This is a genomic window from Pseudomonas sp. 4CAES_32.4 (assembly GCF_058136335.1).
Genome location: NZ_CM176882.1, coordinates 4,084,747 through 4,111,403, shown reverse-complemented (window position 1 = coordinate 4,111,403; position 26,657 = coordinate 4,084,747). Strand labels below are relative to the sequence as shown.

Genomic DNA, 26,657 nt, shown 5'->3' with positions numbered 1-26,657 from the left:
TTGTATTTATGGTCAATGTTTGTTGGGTTTTGTGGTGTGAGAGGTTCTATGCATTGCTACGGCGGCATAGCTTTAGTTATCAGGAATCTCTGAATTTCTCTGGCTCAATTTTAGTGTTGTCATACAATCTGGAGCGCGAAATCAATCCCAGTGGCCGTGCGCACGATGCTACGATCCGCAAGACCCGATCACCGGAACCGACCATGCAAGAAGACCTCGACGCCCCCGCTCGCAAACGCGCGCATAACCTGGCCCATGACCTGGTGGAGAAACTCTCCCAGAGCATCCTGCTCGGCCAGCTATCGCCCGGCGACAAGTTGCCCTCGGAGAATTCCATCGTTCAGGAGCACGGCGTCAGCCGCACCGTGGTGCGCGAGGCGATTTCCAAATTGCAGGCATCGGGGCTGGTCGAGACGCGGCATGGCATCGGCACATTCGTGATCGAACGCGCAGCGGAGCAGGGCTTGCGCCTGAATGTCGATACCGCGCTCGGTGTACGCAGCATTCTTGAATTGCGCCTGGGCCTGGAAACCCAAGCCGCCGCGTTGGCTGCGCAACGGCGTAGCGAGCAGCAACTGCTGCAGATGCGACAGGCTCTGGATGACTATCAACGCCTGCTGGACAATAACGACAGTTGCGTCGAAGCGGATCGACGCTTTCATTTGCTGATTGCCGAAGCCACCGGCAACGTCTGCTTCAGCGAGATCATGCAGCACCTGGGCAGTGCGATGATCCCGCGCAACCGCCTCAACGCCGCCGAGCGCGGTGCGGCGGATCTGAGCAAACTCGGGCAACTGGCCCATCTGGAGCACGAGGCGATTCTGAATGCGATCAAGCGTCAGGACGCGGATGCAGCGCGGGCAGCGATGTGGCTGCACTTGACCAACAGCCGCGACCGCTTCTCTGCGCAGGGTTGATCGCCGTTGGTCTGCTCGATAGCACGGCGATCACGGGGACACTTCCAAGTGATATGGCCCGGGTTTTCCGGACCTCCTTGGTGAGGTGTGTCATGGCTAACGACTTGCTGTTTCAGGGTGGCGTTCTTCCCACCGATCCGACCCGGCCGATGCCCGGAACCGATGAGCCGACGTTGGCTGATCATGATTCGCCGATGGGCATGCCCCCAGGTCAGGATCCGCTGAGCGATGCCGACCGGCCGGAGGACTGGAAGGATCCGGCGCCGGATGATGAGGACGTGCCGCCAGCGGATGAACCGACGCCGTTGTCGGATGATCGGCGCTGAACCCTGACAGTTGTGTCGGATTTGCCGGCCCCATCGCTGGCAAGCCAGCTCCCACAGAGTTCTATGGTGAACATGGTTGTCATGTACATCCGCCTATCCTGTGGGAGCTGGCTTGCCAGCGATGACGGCATCCGCTTCAACAAAAAACTCACCGATCAAACCGCCGCGCAGGTCTAGCGCAGATCCCGCATCAACAACCCAAACCGCAAATCCACCGCATCCGGAATCGGCAGATACACCGTGTGCCCATCCCCAGGCGCCACGTCGATCGCTGCACCTTTTGCGCTCTGCAACTCATGCAGATCAAAATGAAAATTGCCTTTGGGGGTCATCAGTTCCAGATGATCGCCAACGGCAAAGCGGTTCTTCACCTTGACCTCGGCCAGGCGATCACGCCGCTCGCCGGTCAGTTCGCCGACGAATTGCTGGCGCTCCGAGACTGAACTGCCGTTCAGGTAGTTCTGGTATTCGTCATGCACATGGCGACGCAGAAAACCTTCGGTGTAGCCGCGCTGGGCCAACGACTCCAGGTCGGTCATCAAGCTGCGGTCAAACTCACGACCCGCCACTGCGTCATCAATCGCCCGGCGATACACCTGGGTGGTGCGCGCGCAGTAGAAGTGCGATTTGGTCCGGCCCTCGATCTTCAATGAATGCACGCCCATGCGGGTCAGGCGCTCGACATGTTGCACGGCGCGCAGGTCTTTGGCGTTCATGATGTAGGTGCCGTGCTCGTCTTCGAACGCCGGCATCAACTCGTCAGGACGATTGGCTTCCTGCAGCAGAAACACCTGATCGGTGGGCGTGCCGAGGCCCAGGGTCGGCTCGGGTTGGAAGGTCTGGACGATTTCGCCGAGCTGGTTTTGCGTGGCTTCCTGCGCCGAGTATTTCCAGCGACAGGCATTGGTGCAGGTGCCTTGATTGGCATCGCGCTTGTTCATGTAACCCGACAACAGGCAGCGCCCGGAATAGGCCATGCACAACGCGCCGTGGACGAACACTTCCAGCTCCATGTCGGGCACTTGTTCGCGGATTTCGCCGATCTCTTCCAGCGACAGTTCTCGCGACAGGATGATCCGGCTCAACCCCTGTTGCTGCCAGAACTCGACACTCGCCCAATTCACCGTGTTGGCCTGCACCGAAAGATGAATCGGCATCTGCGGGAAGTGCCGGCGCACCAGCATGATCAGCCCCGGGTCGGACATGATCAGCGCATCCGGCGCCATCTCGATCACCGGCGCCAGATCCTTGAGAAACGTCTTCAACTTGGCGTTGTGCGGGGCGATGTTGACCACCACGTAGAAACGTTTGCCCTGCGCCTGCGCCTCGCGAATGCCCAGCGCCAGATTGGCATGATCGAACTCGTTGTTGCGCACCCGCAAGCTGTAGCGCGGCTGGCCGGCGTAGACCGCATCGGCGCCGTAGGCGAACGCGTAACGCATGTTTTTCAGGGTGCCGGCGGGGGCGAGCAGTTCTGGGGTGGCGAGGGTCGGGGTCATGGCGGTGTCGGTCGCAAAAGCGCGGCAGGGTAAGTCAGATGCGGCGAGGGTTTGTTGATCTGGATCTATGCTCCATGAATAAAGATGGCACTCGTGCAGGCCCCGGTTGACTAAGCATCGGGGCGTGTAGGACGCCTGACTGACATGGATCGGACATGAACGAAAAAAGCCTTCAATTCAAATCCCTCACCGTGCTGCTGTTGCTGGTCACGGTGGCGTTTATCTGGATCCTCTTGCCGTTCTACGGCGCGGTGTTCTGGGCAGTGATTCTCGGGATTTTGTTTGCGCCGATGCAACGCCGGCTGCAGGCGAAATTCGGCTGGCAGCGCAACCTGACGTCCCTGTGCACCTTGTCGATCTGTCTTGTGATCGCGATTCTGCCGGTGATCATCCTCAGTGTGCTGCTGGTGCAGGAAGGGGCGACGGTCTACAAGAACATCGAAAGCGGCGAACTGGACATTGCTGCGTATCTGGCGCAGTTCAAGCACAGCCTGCCGCCGTACTTTCAGCACCTGCTCGACCGCTTCGGCATGGGCGAACTTAATGGTCTACGCGAAAAAATCGTCAAATCGGCGATGCAGGGCAGCCAAGTGCTAGCCAGTCAGGCGTTCAGTTTTGGCCAGGGCACGTTCGAGTTCGTGGTGAGTTTTTTCATCATGCTGTACCTGCTGTTTTTCTTTTTGCGCGACGGCGCCGAACTGGCGCGCAAAGTGCGCAGCGCCGTGCCGCTGGAAGAACATCACAAGCGTCGTCTGCAACTGAAATTCAACCGGGTGGTGCGGGCGACCGTGAAGGGCAATCTGGTGGTCGCGGTGACACAGGGCGCGCTGGGTGGGGCGATTTTCTGGTTTCTCGACATCCCCAGCGCCTTGCTGTGGGCGGTGTTGATGGCGTTTCTGTCGCTGTTGCCAGCGGTCGGCGCGGGGATCGTGTGGGCGCCGGTGGCGGCTTACTTCCTGCTCAGCGGGATGATCTGGCAGGGCGTGGTGCTGGGACTGTTCGGGATCTTTGTGATCGGACTGGTGGATAACGTGCTGCGCCCGATTCTGGTGGGCAAGGACACCAAGATGCCCGACTACATGATTCTGATCTCGACCTTGGGCGGCCTGGCGGTGTTTGGTCTCAACGGTTTCGTGATCGGGCCGCTGATCGCGGCGCTGTTCATGTCGAGCTGGGCGCTGTTCGCCGAGACCAAACCCAAGGTGCAACTGCCTTAGGCATGAAAAGCAGCGCTGACCATTTGTTGCGACAAGGCCTGCGCGGCAGGCAGGGAAGTGAGCGGGCCGCTGATTGGCTCGCCGTCGCGCACCAGATACCAGCAGGCGAGCAATCCCGTTGCTCTGAGCGAAGCGGGAACGGCGCTGCCGACGACCGACATGATTTGAACCTGAGCCATGAAAAGTACCTCCATCAATCTATGGAGCTACCTTAGGGGCTCGCGGGATTTTGCGACAATCAACCGTTTCGATAGTGGTCATTGATGCCAGTGAGGTCTGGCTTCAATCGACCACTTGATCGAGCATGTGCATGACTTCGCGCTCGTTGAGCAGGCCTTTGTGCACAAGGTGTTCGGCCAGCAGCGAAAGAAATTTCGCGCAGCGATGGCCTTCCAGGTGTTTGAGCTCGGTCAGCGCGCCGTACACCTTGCTGGAGGTGCACAGGCCGACGGTGCGGTGCGGGTTTTGTGTTGGCATACAGTCGTCCTTGTTTTTATCAACCTGTTGTTTACGGACGGATTCAGATTGCGGTTCCGTCATGACAAATAAATGACCGTTTTGTAGAAATGTACATAACGGCCAATCCATCATGCCGACTTTAGCCGCTGAAACTGTCCTCACAGCGACGTTGGCGCGATTTTTTCAGACGCTGGCCGACCAACGGTCATAAAAAAGCCCCGCTGTAAAAGCGGGGCTTTGTGTTTCTGCGGTTACCAGCGCGGGCCACCGTAGTAGTGCGGGCGACCGTAGTAGCCGCGAGGCGGGCCGTAATACACCGGGGCCGGTTGCACGTAGACCGGTTGCTGAACATAAACCGGCGCTGGCTGGTAATAAACCGGTGGCGGTGGCTGCTGCACATAGACCGGTGGTGGCGGTGCGGCATACACCGGCGCCTGCTGCACATAAACCGGGCGGTCCTGATTGATCAGCGCCGAGCCGATGATGGCCGAGCCGACGATCGCGCCAAACACCGCCGGGCCCTGCCAGTAATTGCCGCCGTGGGCTTCTGCTTGCCCTGCGACAGCGAATGCACCAATCAGCAGGGCCACGATAGGGAGTTTACGAATCATGATAATTCCTCGGTTCTTCTACCCGGCGGCAGGGCCTGCACCAGGCCCACAGTTGTCGCGGGGATACTTCTAAGACAGCGAAATTCTGAAATTCAGCACAGCCGCTGGGTAAATTTTGTGTAAGGTCTGTACCGGTTTGTTTACCGAGCCGCGCAAGGGTCGCGCGATACGTTTAGAACAGGCCTCTATGATCGTTCAGAACCCGATGGGCTGGCTAATCCCGTCTATCCGAAAGTGCGTTTGAAGGAGAAGTTTCATGCAGATGAACCCGAACAAAGACACCCAGCTGTGCATGTCCCTGTCAGGACGCCCTGGTAACTTCGGTCTGCGTTTTCATAACCATTTGTATGAGCAGTTGGGCCTGAATTTCTATTACAAGGCGTTCAGCAGCCAAGACTTGAACGGCGCCGTGGGCGGGATTCGCGCGCTGGGGATTCGCGGTTGCGGCGTGTCGATGCCGTTCAAGGAAGCCTGCATTGCCCTGGTCGATGAGCTGGACGCGTCTGCGGCGGCGATCCAGTCGATCAACACCATCGTCAACACCAGCGGCCACCTCAAGGCCTACAACACCGATTACATTGCCATCGAGCAGTTGCTGAAAACTCACGCGGTGCCCAAAGAATCGACTTTCGCCCTGCGCGGCAGTGGCGGCATGGCCAAAGCAGTGGCCAGTGCCTTGCGCGATGGCGGCTACAAAAACGGTTTGATCGTTGCGCGCAATGAGCGGGCAGGGCGAGCGCTGGCGGAATCGCTGGGCTATCGCTGGCAGGCGGAGTTGGGCGATGAGCGCCGGCAGATGCTGATCAACGTGACGCCGGTGGGCATGGACGGCGGGCCTGAGGCGGGGCAACTGGCGTTTCAGCCGGACGTGATCAAAGCGGCGGATACCGTGTTTGATGTGGTGGCGATTCCGTCGGAGACGCCGCTGATCGTGCGTGGCCGGGCTGAGGGTAAGAAAGTCATTACCGGGCTGGAAGTCATTGCGATCCAGGCGCTGGAGCAGTTTGTCCTGTACACCGGCGTGCGCCCGAATGAAGCGCAGTTTGCGGCGGCGGTGGCGTTTGCCCGGAGCTGAGTTTGTGTTGAATTGACTGGCCTCATCGCTAGCAGGGCTAGCTCCCACAGTAGATTTCTCTTAGTCACACCTTGTGTGGTCACTGAAAATCCATGTGGGAGCTAGCCCTGCTAGCGATGGCCGCACCTCGGTTTCAGATATTGAGTTGCCTATACTGCCTCCCCAGCAAGCACAGACTTGCCCACCACTAAAAACCGTGACCGAGGCTCCCCATGCACCCGCCCATCCTCAACCTGCACCAGGTCGAACTCGAACCCCTGCCCGAAGCGCTGGCCCCGGAAGGCGAAACCGCCGGGCGCTATCAGCAACGCATGGCCCGCATCGGCCAGCAACTTGGGTCGCAGAAACTCGGTTATCGGCTTTACGCACTGCCACCGGGCATGCGCGGCAGTCCGTTTCACAGTCATCGGGTCAATGAAGAAATGTTCTACGTGGTGGCCGGTGAAGGCGAGGTGCGCCTCGGCGCTGAGCGTTTTCCGATCCGCGAAGGTGACGTAATTGCTTGTCCGCCGGGCGGGCCGGAAATGGCCCATCAGATCATCAACACCAGTCAGGTCGAACTGCGCTATCTGGCGGTGAGCACCCAGCAGCAACCGGATATCTGTGAATACCCGGATTCGAACAAATACGCGGTGATGGACAACTTCAAGATCGATGCCGAGGGCAACGCCTCAGGTTTCGTCGCGGTGGCGCGGCAGGCGGATGGTGTTGATTACTGGGATGGCGAGTAACCCAGGTTCTGAAACCAGATGACCAACCCTGTGGGAGCTAGCCCTGCTAGCGATGACGGTGTGTCAGTCACATATTATCTGGATGTGCGGACGCCATCGCTAGCAGGGCTAGCTCCTACAGGGGTTACGCGGTGACTATTCGAGGCGGGCCAGACGCTCTTCCAGCGCGGCAATCCGCGCTTCCAGTTCTTCGATCCGCTCGACGGAAACGCCGCCGCCCGAGCGCTCCTGCGGATTCTGCCGCGCCGCCATGATCGCCTCGATGTCGGCCGGATCACCCAGCGCATGGGTGTAGCGATCTTCACGCTGACCGGCCTGACGCGGAATCAGCACCGCCAGCCCGCGCGCAATCAGGCGCTCAAGTTGATGCACCACCTGTTCGGCATCTTCGAAATCATGCATGCGGCCGCTGCGGGTCAGCAGTTCGTTGACGGTTTGCGGGCCGCGCAGAAACATCAATCCACTCAGAATCACCTGGGCCGGCACCAGTTCCAGCGCCTTGTCGACCTTGTGCTCCCAGCGGTCGGCGCGACTGCCCATGACCAGTTTGGCGAAGCCGCGACCTTCGAGGGCGCGCAGGCTCTGGCCGACCTGGCCTTGGGTCAGGTTCATCACTGGTTCGCGGCTGGTTTTCTGATTGCACGCGGTGACCAGAGCGTTGAGTGTCAGCGGATAGGTTTCCGGGCTGGTCGCCTGTTTTTCGATCAACGAGCCGAGGATGCGGATTTCCGTGGCATTGAGCCGAGGCTCGTCGAAGGTGGATTCTGGTTCTGTGGTCATCGCGCGTTCCCTCTGCAGTCGAAGGCGCCTAGCCTAATCCTTGCCAAACAAAAGGCAAGCCGTGTGGTCATCAAGCATGGCTATAATCGCCTCCTTGTTCCACCCAGCCACCACACGAGACTGCCATGACCATTTCCCTGTACGCCGCATCCGTCCCGGTTTTTCAACAAATGCTCAACGCTTTGAGCGATGTGTTGAAAAAGGCTGAAGCCCACGCCACCGAGAAAAACATCGACCCGAACGCCTTCCTGCAAGCGCGTCTGTTCCCGGACATGTTCCCGTTGACCCGTCAGGTACAGATAGCCGTGGACTTCGCCAAAGGCGTTTCCTCGCGTCTGGCTGAAGTCGAAGTGCCGAAGTACGACGATACCGAAACCACCTTCGCCGAGCTGCAAGCCCTGATCGCCAAGGTGCTGGCCTACATCGGCGAGATCAAGCCAGAGCAGATCGATGGCAAGGAAGGCATCGAAATCATCACCCGTCCGGGCACTCCGAAAGAAAAGCGCTTCAGTGGTCAGGCTTACCTGCTGACTTACGGTCTGCCGCAATTCTTCTTCCACGTCACCACCACTTACGCACTGCTGCGTCATAACGGTGTTGAAGTGGGTAAACGCGATTACATGGGCGCGTTCTAAAACACCCAGATACACAAAAGCCCGCCAAGGTTGCGCCTTGGCGGGCTTTTTATTGCTTTTCTACATGGGCTACGCGGTGCGTTGGGCTTTCGCTTCTTCGCCCAGGCACGCCGCCGCGGTGAACAGCACGTCCGTCGACGAGTTCAGCGCGGTTTCAGCGGAATCCTGCAACACGCCAATAATGAAACCGACTGCCACGACTTGCATGGCGATTTCGCTTGGAATGCCGAACAGGCTGCACGCCAGCGGAATCAGCAGCAGCGAACCACCGGCCACACCCGACGCGCCACAGGCGCAAATCGCTGCCACAACGCTGAGCAGGATGGCGGTCGGAATGTCTACGGCGATGCCCAGGGTGTGCACGGCTGCCAGCGCCAGCACGGTAATGGTGATCGCCGCACCGGCCATGTTGATGGTCGCGCCCAGCGGGATCGATACCGAATAGGTGTCTTCGTGCAGGCCCAGACGCTTGCTCAATTCCAGGTTGACCGGAATGTTCGCCGCCGAGCTGCGGGTGAAGAATGCAGTGATACCGCTTTCACGCAGGCACTTGAGGGTCAGCGGGTACGGGTTGCGACGCAGCTTCCAGAATACGATCAGCGGGTTCATCACCAGCGCGACGAACAGCATGCAGCCGAGCAGGACGGCCAGCAGATGCGCGTAACCGAGCAGTGCGCCAAAGCCGGAGGTGGCCAGTGTCGAAGCGACCAGGCCGAAAATACCCAGCGGTGCGAAACGAATCACTACGCGCACGATCACGGTCACGCCGTTGGACAGATCGCCCAGCACTTCGCGGGTGGTGTCGCCGGCATGGCGAATCGCGATGCCCATGCCGATGGCCCAGGCCAGAATGCCGATGAAGTTGGCGTTCATCAGGGCGCTGACCGGATTGTCCACCACGCTCAGCAGCAGGCTCTGCAGCACTTCAGTGATGCCGCCCGGGGCGGTCACTGCGACGTTTTCAGTCGCCAACACCAGATGCGAAGGGAAGGCCATGCTGGCAACCACGGCCACCACTGCTGCGGCGAACGTGCCCAGCAGATAGAGGAACAGAATCGGGCGGATATGGGTTTCCTGGCCGTGCTTGTGGTTGGCAATCGAGGCCATCACCAGTACGAACACCAGAATCGGTGCCACGGCTTTCAACGCCGACACGAAGACCTTGCCGATGAACGCCGTGGATTTGGCCAGCTCAGGCGCAATCAGGGCCAGCGCAATACCGGCGATCAGGCCGATCACGATCTGGGTGACCAGGCTCAGTTTGCTCAAGCGTTGCAGTAGAGAAGGGGACGAAGCAGTCATAACGGCATCTCTGTTTTTATAGGGTGCGAGGTCTCGTGGGCAGGCACGAGCCGACAGTCGAATCGATATCAGCTTCTTAAACACATCGCTGATCAGGGTGTACGTTTTTCAGGGCGCGGACTTTATCACAGCGTAGGTCTTATCCTTCAGGCCTGTGACGATCTGCCACCGGATCAGACAACAAAGTCGACAGGTTTGGGCAACTCAGCCCGGACACACTCTGTTAAGATTGCCCATCCTTATTTTCAAGTCATGCCAGCGGGCCTCCGGGTCAACGCTGGTGTCGTCGTTTTGCTGGAGTTGCGCATGCTGTTGCCCATTCTTCTGTTGTCCGCCGCCGGTTTTACGGTACTGACCACGGAATTCGTCATCGTCGGCCTGTTGCCGGCGATTGCCCGCGACCTTGAGGTCACCATCCCGCAGGCCGGTCTGCTGGTGACTTTATTCGCTTTTACCGTGGCGATGTTCGGGCCTTTCTTGACCGCATATTTCGCCCGCTTCGAACGGCGCAAGCTGTTCATCAGCATCCTGATCATGTTTGGCCTGGCCAATACCGTTGCCGCGCTGGCGCCGAATATCTGGGTGATGGCGATTGCCCGACTGATTCCGGCGCTCGGTCTGCCGGTGTTCTGGGCCTTGGCCAGCGAAACAGCGGTGGACATCGTCGGCCCGGATTTCGCTGGTCGGGCGATTGCCAAAATTGGTTTCGGCATTGTTTGCGCCACGGTGTTCGGCATTCCGGTCGGCACGCTGATTTCTGACGCATTCGGCTGGCGCAGTGCATTCGGCATTCTGGCGGTGATTGCCTTTGCCAAAGCTTTGTTGCTGTTTGTTTATTTACCGAAAACCAGCCTGCACCAGCATCAAGTCAGCTTCCGCTCGCAGTTCAAGATCCTGCGCAGCCCATTGATGATCGGCCACATCGTGCTGTCGATTCTGGTGTTCAGCGGCATGTTTACCGCTTACACCTATCTGGCCGATATTCTTGAGCGTCTCGCCGGTTTCAACGGCACGGTGGTCGGTTGGTGCCTGATGGCCTTCGGCGCGGTCGGGCTGATCGGCAACTCGCTGGGCGGTCGTGCGGTCGATAAGCATCCGCTGGGCGCGTCGGTATTGTTCTGCGCGTTCATGATCGCCGGCATGGTCTCGCTGGTGCCGAACATTCATTCGCCAGTGGGGCTGGCGGTGGCGATGGGCATCTGGGGTATTACTCAAGCCGCGTTATTCCTGGTCAGCCATGTGCGCCTGATGAAAGCAGCGCCCGAAGCGCCGGCCTTTGCCGCCTCGCTGAACATCGCCGGGGCCAATCTGGGGATTGGTCTGGGCGCCATGGTCGGCGGCCGGGTCATCGACGGCGCGGGCCTGGGCTTCCTCGGCTTCGCCGCCGCCGGGTTCATCCTGCTGTCGGTGTTCCTCGCCATGGTGCTGATGACGCTCAAACCGCGCGAGATCTGTGCGGAGGCGTCATAACGCCGTAAACAACTCACGTCGGGCACCTTCGGTAATCGCAACGATGCCGGGGTGCTTGACCTTGCGCTCCACCGAAATGGCATAGAACGACTCGGTCACCGCATCAGTCTGGCCAATCAACTCGACGCCGTACTGGCGCTTCACCTCATCGGCAATCACGCTCGGGCCGATGAAAATCCCGCTGCCGGATTGGCCGAACGCCTGCATCAGCGCACTGTCATCGAACTCGCCAACGATTTGCGGCTGGATCTGCTGCTCGGCAAACCAGCGCTGCAAGCGGCTGCGCACTACGGTTTCCGCGCCGGGAATCAACAGCGGCGCGCCGTGCAGACTGCGTGGGAAATCCTGACCATATCTTGCCGCCAGTGCAGGAGTCGCGAAGAAGCTGATCCCGCATTCACCGAGTTTCTGACTGTAGCCTTTTATGTCGAGGTGCGAGGGCATCGGGCTGTCGGAAATCACCAGATCCAGACGCTGGATCGCCAGATCGGCGAGCAAACGCTCGAGTTTGTCTTCGCGGCAGGTGATGCGCAGCGGTTCATTCAGCTCCATGGTCGGTGCAATCAGGCGATAGACGATGGATTTGGGCACCACGTCGGCCACGCCGACGCGGAACAGAATCTGCTGCTCGTTGGGTTGCGCGCGCAGCATCAATTCCAGTTCGCCGCCCAGTTGAAACATTTGCTCGGCATAGGGCAGGGCTTGGCGCCCGGCTTCGGTGAGCTCAAGTTGCCGGCCCACTCGTCGAAACAGCTCGATGCCATAGGTTTGTTCAAGCAGGGAAATCTGCCCGCTGATGGTCTGTGGCGTCAGGTTCAGTTGCTCGCACGCACGCACGATGCTGCCGGTCTTGGCTACAACCCAGAAGTAATGCAGTTGTCGGTAGTTGAGCATGGTGATCTTCACTTCGTGAAAACCGAAGTATATCCGCTAAAAATACGAATTTTCCTGAAGTGTTTGTCTCCCTAGAATGCCCAGCCATCGACGGCCGGTCTGTGACCCTGTCTGTTCATTCGAAGGAAGCCTCATGAAATACACAATCCCTGCGCTGATGTTTACGTCTTTACTGCTTCTGGCCGGTTGCGATCAGGCTGAAAAAAGCGCCCAGCAATTGATGGGCAAGGCCGCCGAAAGCGCCAAGCAAGCGATCGATGACACCCATAAAGCCGCGGAACAAGCGCTGAGCGATGCCACTGGCGGATTGATCGAGAAAAAGGAAACACCGGGAAAAGACGCGGAAAAATCCGAATCTTCCACCAAGACCATCTAATTCGTCTTACACAGAGTCAGGACTGACCCATGGAATATCTGTTACAGCTCGCCGCCAGCCCGACCGCTTGGGTTGCTTTGGCCACATTGGTGGTGATGGAAATCGTGCTTGGCATCGATAACCTGATCTTTATCTCGATCCTGACCAACAAACTGCCCAAGCAGTACCAGCAGAAAGCACGCCGCATCGGTATCGGCATGGCGTTGATCCTGCGTCTGGCGCTGTTGAGCACCATCGCGTTCATCGTGCAGTTGACCGCGCCGGTCATCGAGATTCTCGGCCAGGCGTTCTCCTGGAAGGACATGATCCTGATCGCCGGTGGCCTGTTCCTGGTGTGGAAGGCGACGACCGAAATCCATCACAGCATGGATCCGGCGCCGGAAGATCCGAAGTCGGCGACGTCGACCGTCACCCTGGGCTTCGCCGCCGCTATCGGTCAGATCCTGATGCTCGACATGGTGTTCTCGATCGACAGCATCATTACCGCGGTCGGCATGACCGAACACTTGCCGATCATGATTATTGCAGTCGTTGTGTCGGTCCTGGTGATGCTGTTTGCAGCTGAACCACTGGCCAAGTTCATCAACGACAACCCGACGGTGGTGATGCTGGCCCTGGGCTTCCTGATCATGATCGGCATGACGCTGATCGCCGAAGGCTTCGGTGCTCACGTTCCGAAAGGTTATGTGTACGCGGCGATGGCATTCTCGGCAGCGATTGAAGTGCTGAACATGATGTCGCGTCGGGCGAAGCAGAAGAAACTGGCTGAGCAGGCGTAATCGCCAATAAGCCAAAAGGCCCCTTGGATTGTTTGAATTCAAGGGGCCTTTTTATGGGTACAGGTTTATTTCAGCGCGTCAGTGCGCAGTCACGTGACGAACGCGATGCTTCTCGGCTTTGTCGACTTGGGTCGGCTGAACCGGATGGTGATGACGCCGAGAAATCCGCAGCACGCCCCACAGCATGGCGGCGGCCACGGCCAGCCAGCCGGCAATCAACATTACGATGGTCATGGTCAGGCTCATCTGTGCCTCCTCTTCGCCCTGCGTCGGGCGCCCGCTTTCATCAATTCGCTCTATTTCAGTGACAGTCTAGTCAATGGGGTGTTTCAAACTATTGACCAAAGGTCGCTGATGACTAATCAGTTTGCTCTATGCAAGCGATGGGTCTGCTGCTTAAGGCTATACCGCAGGCCCAAGCAGCCCTATGATCACTGGCGTTGCCGGAACACGATGACCGGCGTCTGAACAGAGAGTGACGATGGTGCAGGTATTTTCTCGGATTCGTGCGGCGCTGGTGGCGGTCGGTTGCGTGGTCGCGTTGGCCGGATGTGCTGGCACGGTGGCGCCGGAGGTCAAGCGTTTGCCGGAGCGGGTCGAGCTGAGCGGGACGTTCTATCGTGGCGAAGCCAATCAAAGCGGGCCGCAGGTTTTGGCCAGTCTGTTGTCGCAGCAGGGCATCGTGATCACTCCGGGGCTGCTGGAAAAACCCCTGCATTTGCCAGGTGCTGAAGACAAGTTGCAGCAGAATCTGCAAAACCTCGCGCGGGAATACGGCATGGTCGTTTATCCGCTCGACAGCAATCTACCGGCGCTGTTGACCCAGGTCGCCGCAGGCTACCCGGTGATGGTGCGTTTCAGCGAGGGTTCGGCATTTTGGGCTGAACCGCGTTACGCCATTCTTTCCGGCTACGACCGCAATAAACAGAAGGTGCTGCTGCGCGCCGGCATGAACCGGCGTGAACTGATGAGTTTCAGTTCCTTTGAGTCGGCGCTGGAGAAATCCGGCGGCTGGGCAATCTTGATCCAGAAGCCGACGCAGATTCCTGCTGCCGTCGATCGCCAGCGCTGGCTCAAGGCGGCCGATGAACTGGCCCAGGCCGGTCAGGAAAACGAAGCGGCGCAGGCGCGCAAGGCGCTGGCCGCTCACTGAGTTTCCGTTCGTCATCTGCCGGGCACGACGGCGCCCGGCAAGCCTCCTACTTATACATCCCGTGTTTTACGGGTGAATAAGGAGGCGATATGAAAGATTCCCCAGCAGCGAAAGGCCCGCATTCGTCCGAGCATTCCTCGGGAGACGAACTGGGGTTCGATCCGGACTCGCCCGATCTTGATGATCCGCAGGTCGATCCTGTCGGCCCCGCCAAGGCGCCTCTTGATGTCGAGCCCGGCGAGGATCCGAAGAAGCCGCCCAAACCCTATGACCCGCTGGCCAATCTGAAACCTTGATGCGAGGTGCGTATGAGTACCGATTCAAGCTTCGACGACCAAAAAACACCGGACAGCGTTCCGACCACGCCAGAGCCGGAGATTGATCCGGTGCTGGATCCGGACAGCCCCATGCGCGACCCGATGGCCCGGCCGAACGTGCTGACGCCTGAGCCTTCACGGGATCCGAGCGCGGGGGATGGCATTCCCGATGACGACAAGATGCCGCTGCCCAACGATTGATGCGCAGATGAAAAATGCAGGTGAAAAAAAGCCCCGAAGATTCGGGGCTTTTTCTTGGGTGGCGAATTACTTCGATGCTTCAACCACGCCGCTCTGACGCGATTTGAGGTTCTTCTCGGCCTTGTATTGCTGAGCCACGGCAGGAACGCTGGCGCTCTTGCCGGTCTCCACCCAGCTGCGGATACGGCTGGCATCGGCAAAATGGGTGTACTTGCCGAACGCGTCGAGAATGACCAGGGCGACCGGGCGGTTGCCCATCTTCGTCACCAGAACCAGGCAGTGGCCGGCCGGATTGGTGAAGCCGGTTTTGGTGATCTTGATGTCCCAGTCGGCCTTGTTGACCAAGTGATCGGTGTTGCGAAAACCCAAGGTGTAATTGGGTTTACGGAAAGAAACGGTTTTTTCCTTGGTGGTGGTGAGTTCGCTGAGGAGCGGGTATTTGCTCGCGGCCACCAGTAACTTGCTCAAGTCGCGGGCGGTAGAGACGTTGCGCTCGGAGAGGCCGGTTGGCTCGACATAGTGAGTGTTGGTCATGCCCAGCGCTTTGGCCTTGGCGTTCATCGCGGCGATAAAGGCTGCGTACCCACCCGGATAGTGATGTGCGAGGCTGGCAGCGGCACGGTTTTCCGAGGACATCAGGGCGATCAGCAGCATTTCGCGACGCGGCAGTTCACTCTTGAGTTTGACTCGGGAGAACACACCCTTCATTTCCGGTGTGTTACTGATATCGACATTGATCCATTCGTCCATGTTTTGCCGGGCTTCAACCACCACCAGTCCAGTCATCAGCTTGCTCACTGAGGCGATCGGCACGATCACGTCAGGGTTGCTGGAATAAATGACTTTGTTGGTCTGCATATCCATGAGCAGGGCGCTGCCGGAGGCGATCTTCAATGTCGAAGCATCACGCGGGGCAGCGGTGGTTTCCGCAGCGTTGATCGTTGGCGTGATGAATGTGCCTGTAAAAGCAAAAAACAGGCTCAGAATCGAAAGACGAATTTTCACGCGGGCGAACTCATAAAGGTTGGATATTCCGTTAGTTTGTAACGGGTTATTTCTTCAAAGCGTCGCATTCTAGGAGTATGGCTGAAGATCTGTCGATGGTTGTTTTAAGCACCTGAAAATCTCGTGAAAAGGCCTGTAAAAAGAGGGGTTTCCGGCGAACGGTTACAGTTTTTTCTCAGGCATGAAAAAACCCGCACGAGGCGGGTTTTTTCAGCGCTGAAAACTACAACTCAAGCGTGCAGGGTTTCTGCTGCATACAGCGTGTTTTCCAGCAGGCAGGCGCGGGTCATCGGGCCAACACCACCCGGTACCGGCGTGATCCAGCCGGCGCGGGGCAGGGCGGTCTCGTAGACGACGTCACCGACCAGTTTGCCGTCGTCCTGACGGTTGATGCCGACGTCGATCACGATAGCGCCTTCCTTGATCCACTCACCTTTGACCAGGCCCGGTTTGCCGGCGGCCACAACCACCAGATCGGCACGGCCAACGTGGCCAGCCAGATCCTTGGTGAAGCGGTGAGTAACAGTCACGGTGCAGCCGGCCAGCAACAGCTCCATGGCCATCGGACGACCGACGATATTGGAAGCGCCGACAACCACTGCATCCATGCCATACAGATCGGCACCGGTGCTTTCCAGCAAGGTCATGATGCCTTTCGGGGTGCATGGGCGCAGCAGCGGGATGCGTTGTGCCAGGCGACCGACGTTATAAGGATGGAAACCGTCGACGTCTTTGTCCGGGCGGATGCGTTCCAGCAATTTGGAGGCATCGAGGTGCTCGGGCAGCGGCAGCTGGAGCAGAACGCCGTCGATCGCAGGGTCGTCGTTGAGGCGATCGATCAGATCGGTCAGCGCTTGCTGCGTGGTTTCGGAGGGCAGGTCGTAGGCTTGAGAGAGGAAGCCGACCTCTTCACAGTCTTTACGCTTGTGCGAGACATAAACCTGAGAGGCAGGATCGCTGCCGACCAGGATCACCGCGAGGCCGGGAGTGCGCAGGCCTTGCTGGCGACGCTCGGCAACTCGTTTGGCGATCTGCTGGCGCAGGCTGGCGGCGATCGATTTGCCGTCGATTAGTTGTGCAGTCATTGCGCGTGATTAACCATCGAGAGGGGAAAAAATGAGAACGCATTCTCGCATGTCGCGCGGTGAGGGCAAAGGCGCTTGGTCAGCAAATTCCCCTAACCCCTTTAATTAAATGAATTTTTTTCAAAAAGGATTTGACGACCTTTGGAGCGCTCTATACTATTCGTCGCACTTGTCGGGCACAGCCTAGCACTGGTTAAGAAGGTGAAGCGGAATGTATGTTCTGCGACGCTGGAAAGCACTTAGTTTGTAGTCCTTTAAGAGTACAGATTAATAAGGCGCCCGTAGCTCAGCTGGATAGAGCATCCGCCTTCTAAGCGGATGGTCGCAGGTTCGAGTCCTGCCGGGTGCGCCATTAGGCAGCTTTGGCACAAGTAACGCGATATGGTGGGCGTAGCTCAGTTGGTAGAGCACGGGATTGTGACTCCCGTTGTCGTGGGTTCGATCCCCATCGTCCACCCCATATTTCGAAAAACGCCAGATTTAACGGTCTGGCGTTTTTGCTTCAAAGGCTTCATCTGCGGATGTGGTGGAATTGGTAGACACACTGGATTTAGGTTCCAGCGCCGCGAGGCGTAAGAGTTCGAGTCTCTTCATCCGCACCAATTAAAGCTTCATTCGTGCCCTTGGGCTGGTGAGGTTTCAACAAAGAAGTTGTTTGGCTTTTTTGTTACGCAATATGGTGGGCGTAGCTCAGTTGGTAGAGCACGGGATTGTGACTCCCGTTGTCGTGGGTTCGATCCCCATCGTCCACCCCATATTTCGAAAGGCGCCAGATTTAACAGTCTGGCGCCTTTTTTGTTTTAGCGGTTTTGAAAACCGGCGATTGCCGGTTTCGGGACGCAGGGGCAGGGCGCTTCGTCGTATTTATGTTGCTCGATGCTGCTGCACTGTCCGCCGGGCTTGCTCGCAAGAACGGCCGTCAAGGAGTGATGCAGTCCCTTCTATATATAGAAGAGGTCGGCGCAGAGCCTTGGCGTGATTGGTTGTATTCGCCTGGGGGATACGCTGCATTCGTGCATCGATCCCTATAAATTGCCTGCTGTTTTTTTACCCGTTTTCAGTAGGGTGACTTCTTGAGTTTGACCCACTAGAATGCATGCCCTTGATTCTGGGGTCGGAAACGGCCGGCTAACGTCTGTGCAACGAGGAATATCCATGCAAGTTTCTGTTGAAAATACTACTGCTCTCGAGCGCCGCATGAGCGTCACCGTGCCGGCTGAGCGCATCGAGACTCAGGTCAACAAGCGTCTGCAGCAGACTGCCCAAAAGGCCAAGATTGCTGGCTTCCGTCCAGGCAAAGTGCCAATGAGCGAAATCAAGCGCCGTTTCGGTGCTGATGCGCGCCAGGAAGCTGTAGGCGACGTGATCCAGTCCTCCTTCTACGAAGCTGTGGTTGAGCAGAAGCTGAACCCGGCTGGTTCGCCTTCGATCGAGCCTAAGTCGCTCGAAGCTGGCAAGGATCTGGAATACGTTGCTGTGTTCGAGGTGTTCCCTGAGTTCACCGTTGCCGGTTTCGAAGGCATCACCGTTGAGCGCCTGAGCGCTGACGTGGCTGACGCTGACCTGGACAAAATGCTCGACATCCTGCGCAAGCAGAACACCCGTTTTGAAGTGGCCGATCGCGCTGCCCAGAACGAAGACCAACTGAACATCGATTTCGTTGGCAAGGTTGACGGCGAAGTATTCGCTGGCGGTTCCGCCAAAGGCACTCAGCTGGTACTGGGTTCCGGCCGCATGATCCCGGGCTTCGAAGAAGGTCTGGTAGGTGCAAAGGCTGGCGAAGAGCGCGTTCTGAACCTGACCTTCCCAGAGGACTATCAGAACCTGGACCTGGCTGGCAAAACCGCCGAGTTCACCGTGACCGTCAACACTGTGTCCGAGCCCAAGCTGCCAGAGCTGAACGAAGAGTTCTTCGCTCAATTCGGCATCAAGGAAAGCGGCATCGACGGTTTCCGCACCGAAGTTCGCAAGAACATGGAGCGTGAACTGCGTCAGGCGATCAAATCCAAGGTCAAGAATCAGGTAATGGACGGTCTGCTGGCCACCAACCCGATCGAAGTGCCTAAGGCGCTGCTGTCCAACGAAGTTGACCGTCTGCGCGTGCAGGCTGTTCAGCAATTCGGTGGCAACATCAAGCCTGATCAACTGCCGGCCGAGCTGTTCGAAGAGCAAGCCAAGCGCCGCGTCGTGCTGGGTCTGATCGTTGCTGAAGTGGTCAAGCAGTTCGACCTGAAGCCTGACGAAGCTCGCGTTCGCGAAATGATTCAGGAAATGGCTTCGGCTTATCAGGAGCCTGAGCAGGTTGTGTCGTGGTACTACAAAAACGAGCAGCAACTGAACGAAGTGCGTTCGGTTGTGCTGGAAGAACAAGTTGTGGATACTGTTCTGCAGAAAGCTAGCGTGACCGACAAATCGGTCTCTTACGAAGAAGCGGTCAAGCCGGTAGAAGCTCCAACAGCCGACTGATTGTTTTTGCGTTAAGAAGTACACACATAAGCCAGCTTTCGAGCTGGCTTATGCGTATTCAAGACATAACTATTTGGGAGTGACTGCAGAGCATGTTCCGTAATTCGTATATTCAGCAGAACTCTGATATCCAGGCCGCAGGCGGCCTGGTCCCGATGGTTGTCGAGCAATCTGCTCGTGGCGAACGCGCCTATGACATCTATTCGCGCCTGCTCAAGGAGCGAGTGATTTTTCTGGTTGGTCCGGTAGAGGACTACATGGCCAACCTGATCTGTGCGCAACTGCTGTTCCTTGAAGCGGAAAACCCGGACAAGGACATCCATCTCTATATCAACTCCCCGGGCGGTTCGGTGACAGCGGGCATGTCGATCTACGACACCATGCAGTTCATCAAACCCAACGTATCGACAACCTGCATCGGCCAGGCCTGCAGCATGGGCGCATTCCTGCTGACCGCAGGTGCTCCAGGCAAGCGTTTCTGCCTGCCGAACTCGCGTGTGATGATTCACCAGCCACTGGGCGGTTTCCAGGGCCAGGCATCGGATATCGAAATCCATGCCAAGGAAATCCTCTTCATCCGCGAACGTCTGAACATGCTGATGGCCAAGCACAGCGGGCGCACTCTGGAAGAAATCGAGCGCGATACCAACCGCGACAACTTCATGAGTGCAGAAGCTGCGAAGGAATACGGTCTGATCGACGAAGTGATCAACCAGCGCCCAGCTTAAAAATAAGCAGCACAAAATAGGCCTGGTCGGCTGGTCTGATCAGCAGCGGGCTTGAAAAAGCCCGCAATAGCCTTCATCTTGTGTTGCAAGCCTATCGGATTTGGATCGAACGAATGACTGACACCCGCAACGGCGAGGACAACGGCAAGCTGCTCTATTGCTCCTTCTGTGGCAAAAGCCAGCATGAAGTGCGCAAATTGATTGCCGGCCCCTCGGTCTTTATCTGCGACGAGTGCGTCGACCTGTGCAATGACATCATCCGTGAGGAGGTGCAGGAAGCCCAGGCCGAAAGCAGCGCGCATAAATTGCCTTCGCCTAAAGAAATCAGCGGCATCCTTGATCAATACGTCATTGGTCAGGAGCGTGCAAAAAAGGTTTTGGCCGTAGCGGTGTACAACCACTACAAGCGTCTGAACCAGCGTGACAAGAAGGCTGACGACGTCGAGCTCGGCAAGAGCAACATCCTGCTGATCGGTCCGACCGGCTCGGGTAAAACCTTGCTGGCCGAAACGCTGGCCCGCTTGCTGAACGTTCCGTTCACCATCGCTGACGCAACCACCCTCACCGAGGCGGGTTACGTGGGTGAAGATGTCGAGAACATCATTCAGAAGCTGTTGCAGAAGTGCGATTACGACGTAGAAAAGGCCCAGATGGGTATTGTCTACATCGACGAAATCGACAAGATTTCCCGCAAGTCCGACAACCCGTCGATCACCCGCGATGTTTCCGGTGAAGGCGTGCAGCAGGCCTTGCTGAAGTTGATCGAAGGCACGGTCGCTTCCGTACCGCCGCAAGGTGGCCGCAAGCACCCGCAGCAGGAATTCCTGCAGGTCGACACCCGTAACATCCTGTTCATCTGCGGTGGTGCGTTCTCTGGTCTGGAAAAGGTTATTCAAAACCGTTCCACCAAGGGCGGCATCGGCTTCAACGCAGAAGTGCGCAGCAAGGAAGAAGGCAAGAAAGTCGGTGAATCCCTGCGTGAAGTCGAGCCTGACGATCTGGTCAAGTTCGGTCTGATCCCGGAATTTGTTGGTCGTCTGCCGGTCCTCGCGACGCTGGACGAGCTCGACGAAGCTGCGCTGATGCAGATTCTCACCGAGCCGAAAAATGCTCTGACCAAACAGTATGCCAAGCTGTTCGAGATGGAAGGCGTGGATCTGGAGTTCCGGACCGACGCACTGAAATCGGTCGCCAAGCGTGCCCTGGAACGTAAAACCGGTGCTCGTGGCCTGCGCTCGATTCTTGAAGGTGTACTGCTCGACACGATGTATGAAATCCCCTCGCAGTCCGAGGTGAGCAAAGTCGTGATCGATGAAAGCGTGATCGAAGGCAAATCCAAGCCACTGTATATCTACGAAAACAGTGAGCCGACTGCCAAGGCAGCGCCGGACGCGTAAGCGTCCACCGCGCCGCAACAAAGAAGGGGCCTTCGGGCCTCTTTTTTTTTATGTCATTTTTTACATCCGCTTTGCGCTTGTTTTTTTTCAAGGCAGCCCCCATCTTGGTTTCAAGCTCAATTCCATCTGATTACGGCCATATGGCCGCCGTAGAGGCGAAATCATGAAGACAACCATCGAATTGCCTCTCCTGCCATTGCGTGATGTTGTGGTTTATCCGCACATGGTTATCCCGCTGTTCGTGGGGCGCGAGAAATCCATCGAAGCCCTCGAGGCCGCGATGACGGGTGACAAGCAGATTCTGCTGTTGGCCCAGAGAAACCCGGCTGATGATGATCCCGGTGAAGACGCTCTCTATCGCGTAGGTACCATCGCCACGGTTCTGCAGCTTCTGAAGCTGCCTGACGGCACCGTAAAGGTTCTGGTCGAGGGTGAGCAGCGTGGCACCGTTGAACGCTTCAGCGAAGTCGACGGCCACTGCCGCGCGGAAGTCTCGCTGATCGAAGAAGTCGACGCTGCCGAGCGCGAGTCCGAAGTGTTCGTGCGCACGCTGCTGTCGCAATTCGAACAATACGTACAGTTGGGCAAGAAAGTCCCGGCTGAAGTCCTGTCATCGCTCAACAGCATCGATGAGCCGGGTCGCCTGGTCGACACGATGGCCGCGCACATGGCGCTGAAAATCGAGCAGAAGCAGGAAATCCTCGAAATCATCGATTTGTCGGCTCGTGTCGAGCACGTTCTGGCGTTGCTGGATGCCGAGATCGACCTGCTGCAAGTCGAAAAACGCATTCGCGGTCGCGTTAAAAAGCAGATGGAGCGTAGCCAGCGCGAGTACTACCTGAATGAGCAGATGAAGGCCATTCAGAAAGAGCTGGGTGACGGTGACGAAGGTCACAACGAAATCGAAGAGCTGAAAAAGCGCATCGATGCCGCCGGTTTGCCAAAAGACGCTCTGGCCAAAGCCACAGCCGAGCTGAACAAACTCAAGCAAATGTCGCCGATGTCGGCCGAAGCCACCGTGGTTCGCTCGTACATCGATTGGCTGGTGCAGGTGCCGTGGAAAGCGCAGAGCAAGGTGCGTCTGGATCTGGCCCGTGCCGAAGACATTCTCGATGCCGATCACTACGGCCTCGAAGAGGTCAAGGAACGCATCCTTGAATACCTCGCCGTGCAAAAGCGCGTGAAGAAAATCCGTGGCCCGGTACTGTGCCTGGTCGGTCCTCCTGGCGTCGGTAAAACCTCGCTGGCGGAGTCGATTGCCCATGCCACCAACCGTAAATTCGTACGTATGGCCCTCGGTGGCGTGCGTGATGAAGCGGAAATTCGTGGTCACCGCCGGACTTACATCGGTTCGATGCCGGGAAGATTGATTCAAAAGATGACAAAAGTGGGCGTTCGCAACCCGCTGTTCCTGCTCGATGAAATCGACAAAATGGGCAGCGATATGCGTGGCGATCCGGCGTCGGCGTTGCTGGAAGTGCTCGATCCAGAGCAGAACCACAATTTCAACGATCACTATCTGGAAGTCGATTACGACCTTTCCGATGTGATGTTCCTGTGCACCTCGAACTCGATGAACATCCCGCCGGCATTGCTGGACCGGATGGAAGTCATCCGTCTGCCGGGCTACACCGAAGACGAGAAGATCAACATTGCCGTCAAATACCTCTCGCCAAAACAGATCGCTGCCAATGGTCTGAAGAAGGGCGAGCTGGAATTCGACGAGGAAGCGATCCGCGACATTATCCGTTACTACACCCGTGAAGCCGGTGTGCGTGGCCTCGAGCGTCAGATCGCCAAGGTCTGCCGCAAGGCGGTGAAAGAGCACGCGCTGGAAAAACGCTTCTCGGTGAAAGTGACAGCTGATTTGCTGGAACACTTCCTCGGTGTGCGCAAATTCCGCTACGGTCTGGCCGAGCAACAGGATCAGATCGGTCAGGTGACCGGCCTTGCCTGGACTCAGGTGGGTGGCGAATTGCTGACCATCGAAGCCGCCGTCGTGCCGGGTAAAGGTCAGTTGATCAAGACCGGTTCGCTGGGCGATGTAATGGTCGAATCGATCACTGCAGCACTCACCGTGGTGCGCAGCCGTGCGAAGAGCCTGGGCATTCCTCTGGACTTCCACGAGAAGCGCGATACGCACATTCACATGCCGGAAGGGGCAACGCCGAAGGATGGTCCTAGTGCCGGTGTGGGCATGTGCACGGCGCTGGTGTCTGCACTGACCGGGATTCCGGTGCGTGCCGATGTCGCCATGACTGGTGAAATCACGCTACGTGGTCAGGTGCTTGCCATTGGTGGTCTGAAGGAAAAACTGCTCGCGGCACATCGCGGCGGAATCAAGATTGTGATTATTCCGGAAGAGAACGTGCGCGATCTGAAGGAGATTCCTGACAATATCAAGCAGGATCTGCAGATTAAACCGGTTAAATGGATTGACGAGGTCCTGCAAATTGCGCTGCAATACGCGCCGGAGCCCTTGCCGGATGTGGCTCCCGAGATAGTTGCCAAGGACGAAAAACGTGAGTCTGACTCTAAGGAAAGAATTAGCACGCATTAATACGTTTTTGCCTGGGGGGCTTCCTTGACAGCTTTTTAGAGCCCTTGTTATAAAGCGGCTCTTAAGTGTCTGTAGGCCATTCAGCACTGTTTTTGCTTTCACCAAAAAACTTAGAATCATCTCAAAATAGATATAAGGGGACTTAGAGTGAACAAGTCGGAACTGATTGATGCTATCGCTGCATCCGCTGATATCCCGAAAGCTGCTGCTGGCCGTGCGCTGGACGCTGTAATCGAATCCGTCACTGGCGCTCTCAAGGCTGGCGACTCCGTTGTTCTGGTTGGTTTCGGTACTTTCTCCGTGACTGATCGCCCGGCTCGTACCGGTCGTAACCCTCAGACTGGCAAGACTCTGGAAATCCCGGCTGCCAAGAAGCCAGGTTTCAAAGCCGGTAAAGCACTGAAAGAAGCTGTTAACTAAGTTTTCAGGTTTTTACCCATCCGGGTCGGGGTCAAGCCTGACTTGGCAGCGGAGCGGTAGAGCAGGTAGCTGAAACAGTTGCCTGTAACGCCGGGATCGAGGGTTCGAGCCCTGTCCGCTCCGCCAGTTACGAGAAGGCGCATCCTCGGATGCGCCTTTCTTCTATCCGGATTCTACCCACGCTCCACTGTTGCCTAATTTTGAAGTTCAACCGTTTCTGGGGGACGCATGCTGCAGAATATCAGGGACAATTCACAAGGCTGGATTGCCAAGACCATTATCGGGGTCATCGTTGCACTGATGGCCCTGACCGGTTTCGATGCCATTTTCCAGGCCACGACTCACAAGAATGAGGCGGCCAAGGTCAATGGTGAAGAAATCAGCCAGAACGAGCTGAGCCAGGCCGTTGACATGCAACGCCGTCAGCTGATGCAACAACTGGGCAAGGACTTCGATGCTTCCTTGCTTGACGAAAAAATGCTGCGTGAATCGGCCCTCAAGGGTCTGATCGATCGCAAGCTGCTGCTGCAGGGCGCCGACCAAGCCAAATTCGCTTTCTCTGAAGGTGCGCTGGATCAGGTGATCCTGATGACGCCTGAATTCCAGGTGGACGGCAAGTTCAGCTCCGAGCGTTTCGACCAGGTAATCCGTCAACTGGGTTACAGCCGCATGCAATTCCGCCAGATGCTGGCTCAGGAAATGCTGATCGGCCAACTGCGTGCCGGTGTCGCGGGCAGCGGTTTCGTGACTGACGCTGAAGTGCTGGCATTCGCCCGTCTGGAAAAACAGACCCGCGACTTTGCGACCCTGACCGTCAAGGCTGACCCTGCGGCCGTCAAGCTGACGGACGACGAGGTCAAGGCTTACTACGACGAACACGCCAAGGAATTCATGACCCCGGATCAAGTGGTCATCGATTACCTCGAGCTGAAGAAGTCGTCGTTCTTCGACCAGGTTGCCGTCAAGGACGAAGACCTGCAGGCGGCGTATCAGAAAGAGATCGCCAACCTGTCGGAACAGCGTCGTGCCGCCCACATCCTGATCGAAGTGAACGACAAGACCACTGAAGCTCAGGCCAAAGCGAAAATCGAAGAAGTCCAGGCGCGTCTGGCCAAGGGCGAGAAGTTCGAAGCGCTGGCCAAAGAGTTCTCGCAAGACCCTGGCTCGGCCAACAATGGCGGTGACCTCGGTTTCGCAGGTCCTGGCGTTTACGATCCAGCCTTCGAAAAAGCCTTGTACTCGCTGAACAAGGATCAGGTTTCCGAGCCGGTGCGTACCGACTTCGGTTACCACCTGATCAAGCTGCTGGGCGTCGAAGCTCCTGAAGTGCCGACCCTGGCCAGCCTGAAAGACAAGCTGACCCGCGACCTCAAAGCCGCTCAGGTCGAGCAGCGTTTTGTCGAGGCGACCAAGCAACTGGAAGACTCGGCGTTCGAAGCCTCTGATCTGGCCCAGCCAGCAGCAGACCTGAAGCTGACCGTGCACACCTCCAAGCCATTTGGCCGTGAAGGTGGCGAAGGTGTTGCAGCCAATCGCGCCGTGGTGACTGCTGCATTCAGCACCGAAGTGATTGATGAGGGTGCCAACAGCACCGCCATCGAGCTGGATCCGGACACCGTGATCGTGCTGCGCTCCAAGGAACACCTCAAGCCTGCGCAACTGCCTCTGGAAAGCGTGAATGCGGCCATCCGCACTCAACTGACCAAAGAGCACGCCAGTGCTGCTGCCAAGACCAAGGCCGAGAAGCTGATCGCTGATCTGCGCGATGGCAAGGCGCCGCAGGACAAGGCGATTGAAGGTCAGAACTGGAAAGCCACCGAAGCGGCTACCCGCGCTCAGGAAGGCGTTGATCCGTCGGTGCTGCAAGCGCTGTTCCGCATGCCGAAACCGGCTGCCAAGGACAAGCCGACGTTCACCAGCGTGACCCTGCCGGACGGCAGCCTGATGATCGTGCGCCTCAATGGCGTCAACGAAGCTGCGGCCCCGACCGATGAAGAGAAGGCTCAGTACCGTCGCTTCCTCGCGTCCCGTGAAGGTCAGCAAGACTTCGCGGCGTATCGCAAGCAGTTGGAAGCTCAGGCCGAGATCAAGCGTTTCTGATACTCGACTGAGTCGCAAGACAATCAGCCCCGGCCGCAACGCCGGGGCTTTTTTGTGGTCGACTGGCAGCTAATGACCAGATCTTCATCGATCGATGATGCAGGCGACTTTTACCTGCCATTCATTGTCGATAGAGTTGTAACTGTTTTAAGAC

The 26,657-nt window shown here is 57.5% G+C and carries 28 protein-coding genes and 4 tRNA genes; 22 read left to right on the top strand and 10 right to left on the bottom strand.

The window, feature by feature from the left end; all coding sequences use genetic code 11:
- The first annotated feature begins 203 nt into the window (after positions 1 to 203).
- Both AC3Y64_RS18485 and AC3Y64_RS18480 read left to right on the top strand, forming a co-directional pair.
- Complete coding sequence (locus tag AC3Y64_RS18485; protein ID WP_489984792.1) at positions 204 to 917, top strand: FadR/GntR family transcriptional regulator; 714 nt, start codon at positions 204 to 206, stop codon at positions 915 to 917.
- A 92-nt stretch (positions 918 to 1,009) separates the two neighbouring features.
- Entirely contained in the window at positions 1,010 to 1,243 is a 234-nt protein-coding gene (locus tag AC3Y64_RS18480; RefSeq protein ID WP_489984791.1) for a hypothetical protein, read from the top strand.
- Between the two features lie 173 nt (positions 1,244 to 1,416).
- Here the strand turns inward: AC3Y64_RS18480 and trhP are convergent, their stop codons facing one another.
- On the bottom strand, positions 1,417 to 2,742 hold the full coding sequence (gene trhP / locus AC3Y64_RS18475; RefSeq protein WP_489984790.1) for a prephenate-dependent tRNA uridine(34) hydroxylase TrhP: 1,326 nt from the start codon (positions 2,740 to 2,742) through the stop codon (positions 1,417 to 1,419).
- 155 nt (positions 2,743 to 2,897) lie between these two features.
- On the opposite strand from trhP, the gene AC3Y64_RS18470 reads away from it, so the two are divergent.
- Complete coding sequence (locus tag AC3Y64_RS18470) at positions 2,898 to 3,959, top strand: AI-2E family transporter (protein WP_489984789.1); 1,062 nt, start codon at positions 2,898 to 2,900, stop codon at positions 3,957 to 3,959.
- On the opposite strand, the gene AC3Y64_RS18465 is transcribed toward AC3Y64_RS18470, so the two are convergent.
- The 3 genes from AC3Y64_RS18465 to AC3Y64_RS18455 all read right to left on the bottom strand — a co-directional run bounded on the left by AC3Y64_RS18465 (position 3,956) and on the right by AC3Y64_RS18455 (position 5,029).
- Positions 3,956 to 4,138: a hypothetical protein gene (locus AC3Y64_RS18465; RefSeq protein WP_489984788.1), complete on the bottom strand. Its 183-nt coding sequence runs from the start codon at positions 4,136 to 4,138 to the stop codon at positions 3,956 to 3,958. The genes AC3Y64_RS18470 and AC3Y64_RS18465 overlap by 4 nt on opposite strands.
- A 103-nt stretch (positions 4,139 to 4,241) precedes the next feature.
- The gene (locus AC3Y64_RS18460) at positions 4,242 to 4,436 is read right to left on the bottom strand and encodes a hypothetical protein (protein WP_489984787.1); all 195 of its coding nucleotides are present in this window, start codon (positions 4,434 to 4,436) and stop codon (positions 4,242 to 4,244) included.
- A gap of 233 nt (positions 4,437 to 4,669) precedes the next feature.
- Positions 4,670 to 5,029, bottom strand: a complete 360-nt coding sequence (locus AC3Y64_RS18455) for a hypothetical protein (protein WP_034154666.1) — start codon at positions 5,027 to 5,029, stop codon at positions 4,670 to 4,672.
- A 256-nt stretch (positions 5,030 to 5,285) separates the two neighbouring features.
- Here AC3Y64_RS18455 and AC3Y64_RS18450 point away from each other — a divergent pair, with 256 nt between their 5' ends.
- Both AC3Y64_RS18450 and AC3Y64_RS18445 read left to right on the top strand, forming a co-directional pair.
- Positions 5,286 to 6,104 carry a shikimate 5-dehydrogenase gene (locus tag AC3Y64_RS18450; protein WP_489984786.1) on the top strand — a complete coding sequence of 273 codons (819 nt, stop codon included), beginning with the start codon at positions 5,286 to 5,288 and terminating at the stop codon, positions 6,102 to 6,104.
- A gap of 212 nt (positions 6,105 to 6,316) precedes the next feature.
- A complete protein-coding gene (locus AC3Y64_RS18445) occupies positions 6,317 to 6,835 on the top strand; it encodes a cupin domain-containing protein (protein ID WP_489984785.1) in 519 nt (172 codons plus the stop codon).
- Between the two features lie 135 nt (positions 6,836 to 6,970).
- On the opposite strand, the gene AC3Y64_RS18440 is transcribed toward AC3Y64_RS18445, so the two are convergent.
- Complete coding sequence (locus tag AC3Y64_RS18440; RefSeq protein WP_489984784.1) at positions 6,971 to 7,615, bottom strand: YceH family protein; 645 nt, start codon at positions 7,613 to 7,615, stop codon at positions 6,971 to 6,973.
- Between the two features lie 125 nt (positions 7,616 to 7,740).
- Between AC3Y64_RS18440 and AC3Y64_RS18435 the strand changes: the two genes are divergently transcribed.
- Entirely contained in the window at positions 7,741 to 8,250 is a 510-nt protein-coding gene (locus tag AC3Y64_RS18435; protein ID WP_158959892.1) for a DUF1993 domain-containing protein, read from the top strand.
- 69 nt (positions 8,251 to 8,319) lie between these two features.
- Here the strand turns inward: AC3Y64_RS18435 and sstT are convergent, their stop codons facing one another.
- Positions 8,320 to 9,552 carry a serine/threonine transporter SstT gene (sstT, locus tag AC3Y64_RS18430; RefSeq protein WP_489984783.1) on the bottom strand — a complete coding sequence of 411 codons (1,233 nt, stop codon included), beginning with the start codon at positions 9,550 to 9,552 and terminating at the stop codon, positions 8,320 to 8,322.
- 306 nt (positions 9,553 to 9,858) lie between these two features.
- Here sstT and AC3Y64_RS18425 point away from each other — a divergent pair, with 306 nt between their 5' ends.
- The gene (locus AC3Y64_RS18425) at positions 9,859 to 11,022 is read left to right on the top strand and encodes an MFS transporter (RefSeq protein ID WP_158959888.1); all 1,164 of its coding nucleotides are present in this window, start codon (positions 9,859 to 9,861) and stop codon (positions 11,020 to 11,022) included.
- On the opposite strand, the gene nhaR is transcribed toward AC3Y64_RS18425, so the two are convergent.
- Positions 11,017 to 11,916 (bottom strand): transcriptional activator NhaR, encoded by a 900-nt coding sequence (gene nhaR, locus AC3Y64_RS18420; protein ID WP_489984782.1) that lies wholly within the window; start codon positions 11,914 to 11,916, stop codon positions 11,017 to 11,019. The genes AC3Y64_RS18425 and nhaR overlap by 6 nt on opposite strands.
- Before the next feature lie 133 nt (positions 11,917 to 12,049).
- Between nhaR and AC3Y64_RS18415 the strand changes: the two genes are divergently transcribed.
- Entirely contained in the window at positions 12,050 to 12,292 is a 243-nt protein-coding gene (locus AC3Y64_RS18415; protein ID WP_489984781.1) for a hypothetical protein, read from the top strand.
- 29 nt (positions 12,293 to 12,321) lie between these two features.
- The gene (locus AC3Y64_RS18410; RefSeq protein ID WP_277758498.1) at positions 12,322 to 13,071 is read left to right on the top strand and encodes a TerC family protein; all 750 of its coding nucleotides are present in this window, start codon (positions 12,322 to 12,324) and stop codon (positions 13,069 to 13,071) included.
- A 78-nt stretch (positions 13,072 to 13,149) separates the two neighbouring features.
- Here AC3Y64_RS18410 and AC3Y64_RS18405 read toward each other — a convergent pair whose 3' ends face one another.
- On the bottom strand, positions 13,150 to 13,317 hold the full coding sequence (locus tag AC3Y64_RS18405) for a hypothetical protein (protein WP_489984780.1): 168 nt from the start codon (positions 13,315 to 13,317) through the stop codon (positions 13,150 to 13,152).
- Positions 13,318 to 13,552: 235 nt separating this feature from the next.
- Here AC3Y64_RS18405 and AC3Y64_RS18400 point away from each other — a divergent pair, with 235 nt between their 5' ends.
- From AC3Y64_RS18400 to AC3Y64_RS18390, 3 genes are all read left to right on the top strand, one after another.
- Positions 13,553 to 14,224 carry a C39 family peptidase gene (locus AC3Y64_RS18400; RefSeq protein ID WP_489984779.1) on the top strand — a complete coding sequence of 224 codons (672 nt, stop codon included), beginning with the start codon at positions 13,553 to 13,555 and terminating at the stop codon, positions 14,222 to 14,224.
- Between the two features lie 89 nt (positions 14,225 to 14,313).
- On the top strand, positions 14,314 to 14,520 hold the full coding sequence (locus AC3Y64_RS18395; RefSeq protein ID WP_489984778.1) for a DUF6021 family protein: 207 nt from the start codon (positions 14,314 to 14,316) through the stop codon (positions 14,518 to 14,520).
- Between the two features lie 12 nt (positions 14,521 to 14,532).
- On the top strand, positions 14,533 to 14,742 hold the full coding sequence (locus AC3Y64_RS18390) for a hypothetical protein (RefSeq protein ID WP_122590410.1): 210 nt from the start codon (positions 14,533 to 14,535) through the stop codon (positions 14,740 to 14,742).
- A 66-nt stretch (positions 14,743 to 14,808) separates the two neighbouring features.
- Here the strand turns inward: AC3Y64_RS18390 and pbpG are convergent, their stop codons facing one another.
- Positions 14,809 to 15,747, bottom strand: a complete 939-nt coding sequence (gene pbpG, locus AC3Y64_RS18385; RefSeq protein ID WP_489984777.1) for a D-alanyl-D-alanine endopeptidase — start codon at positions 15,745 to 15,747, stop codon at positions 14,809 to 14,811.
- A 230-nt stretch (positions 15,748 to 15,977) separates the two neighbouring features.
- Complete coding sequence (gene folD / locus AC3Y64_RS18380) at positions 15,978 to 16,832, bottom strand: bifunctional methylenetetrahydrofolate dehydrogenase/methenyltetrahydrofolate cyclohydrolase FolD (protein WP_489984776.1); 855 nt, start codon at positions 16,830 to 16,832, stop codon at positions 15,978 to 15,980.
- A 275-nt stretch (positions 16,833 to 17,107) separates the two neighbouring features.
- On the opposite strand from folD, the gene AC3Y64_RS18375 reads away from it, so the two are divergent.
- From AC3Y64_RS18375 to AC3Y64_RS18330, 10 genes are all read left to right on the top strand, one after another.
- Positions 17,108 to 17,184, top strand: a tRNA-Arg gene (locus tag AC3Y64_RS18375).
- A gap of 32 nt (positions 17,185 to 17,216) precedes the next feature.
- Positions 17,217 to 17,292 (top strand) — tRNA-His (locus AC3Y64_RS18370).
- A 57-nt stretch (positions 17,293 to 17,349) separates the two neighbouring features.
- A tRNA-Leu gene (locus AC3Y64_RS18365) sits at positions 17,350 to 17,434 on the top strand.
- Positions 17,435 to 17,511: 77 nt separating this feature from the next.
- A tRNA-His gene (locus tag AC3Y64_RS18360) sits at positions 17,512 to 17,587 on the top strand.
- Positions 17,588 to 17,987: 400 nt separating this feature from the next.
- On the top strand, positions 17,988 to 19,298 hold the full coding sequence (tig, locus tag AC3Y64_RS18355; protein ID WP_158959874.1) for a trigger factor: 1,311 nt from the start codon (positions 17,988 to 17,990) through the stop codon (positions 19,296 to 19,298).
- Between the two features lie 92 nt (positions 19,299 to 19,390).
- A complete protein-coding gene (clpP, locus tag AC3Y64_RS18350; RefSeq protein ID WP_016775336.1) occupies positions 19,391 to 20,026 on the top strand; it encodes an ATP-dependent Clp endopeptidase proteolytic subunit ClpP in 636 nt (211 codons plus the stop codon).
- Between the two features lie 113 nt (positions 20,027 to 20,139).
- Positions 20,140 to 21,423, top strand: a complete 1,284-nt coding sequence (clpX, locus tag AC3Y64_RS18345; RefSeq protein ID WP_003223632.1) for an ATP-dependent Clp protease ATP-binding subunit ClpX — start codon at positions 20,140 to 20,142, stop codon at positions 21,421 to 21,423.
- Between the two features lie 163 nt (positions 21,424 to 21,586).
- The gene (gene lon, locus AC3Y64_RS18340) at positions 21,587 to 23,983 is read left to right on the top strand and encodes an endopeptidase La (RefSeq protein WP_095189940.1); all 2,397 of its coding nucleotides are present in this window, start codon (positions 21,587 to 21,589) and stop codon (positions 23,981 to 23,983) included.
- Between the two features lie 147 nt (positions 23,984 to 24,130).
- A complete protein-coding gene (locus AC3Y64_RS18335; RefSeq protein WP_003183171.1) occupies positions 24,131 to 24,403 on the top strand; it encodes an HU family DNA-binding protein in 273 nt (90 codons plus the stop codon).
- Between the two features lie 228 nt (positions 24,404 to 24,631).
- Positions 24,632 to 26,503, top strand: coding sequence for a SurA N-terminal domain-containing protein (locus AC3Y64_RS18330; protein WP_489984775.1), 1,872 nt, complete (start codon positions 24,632 to 24,634; stop codon positions 26,501 to 26,503).
- Positions 26,504 to 26,657 lie beyond the last annotated feature (154 nt).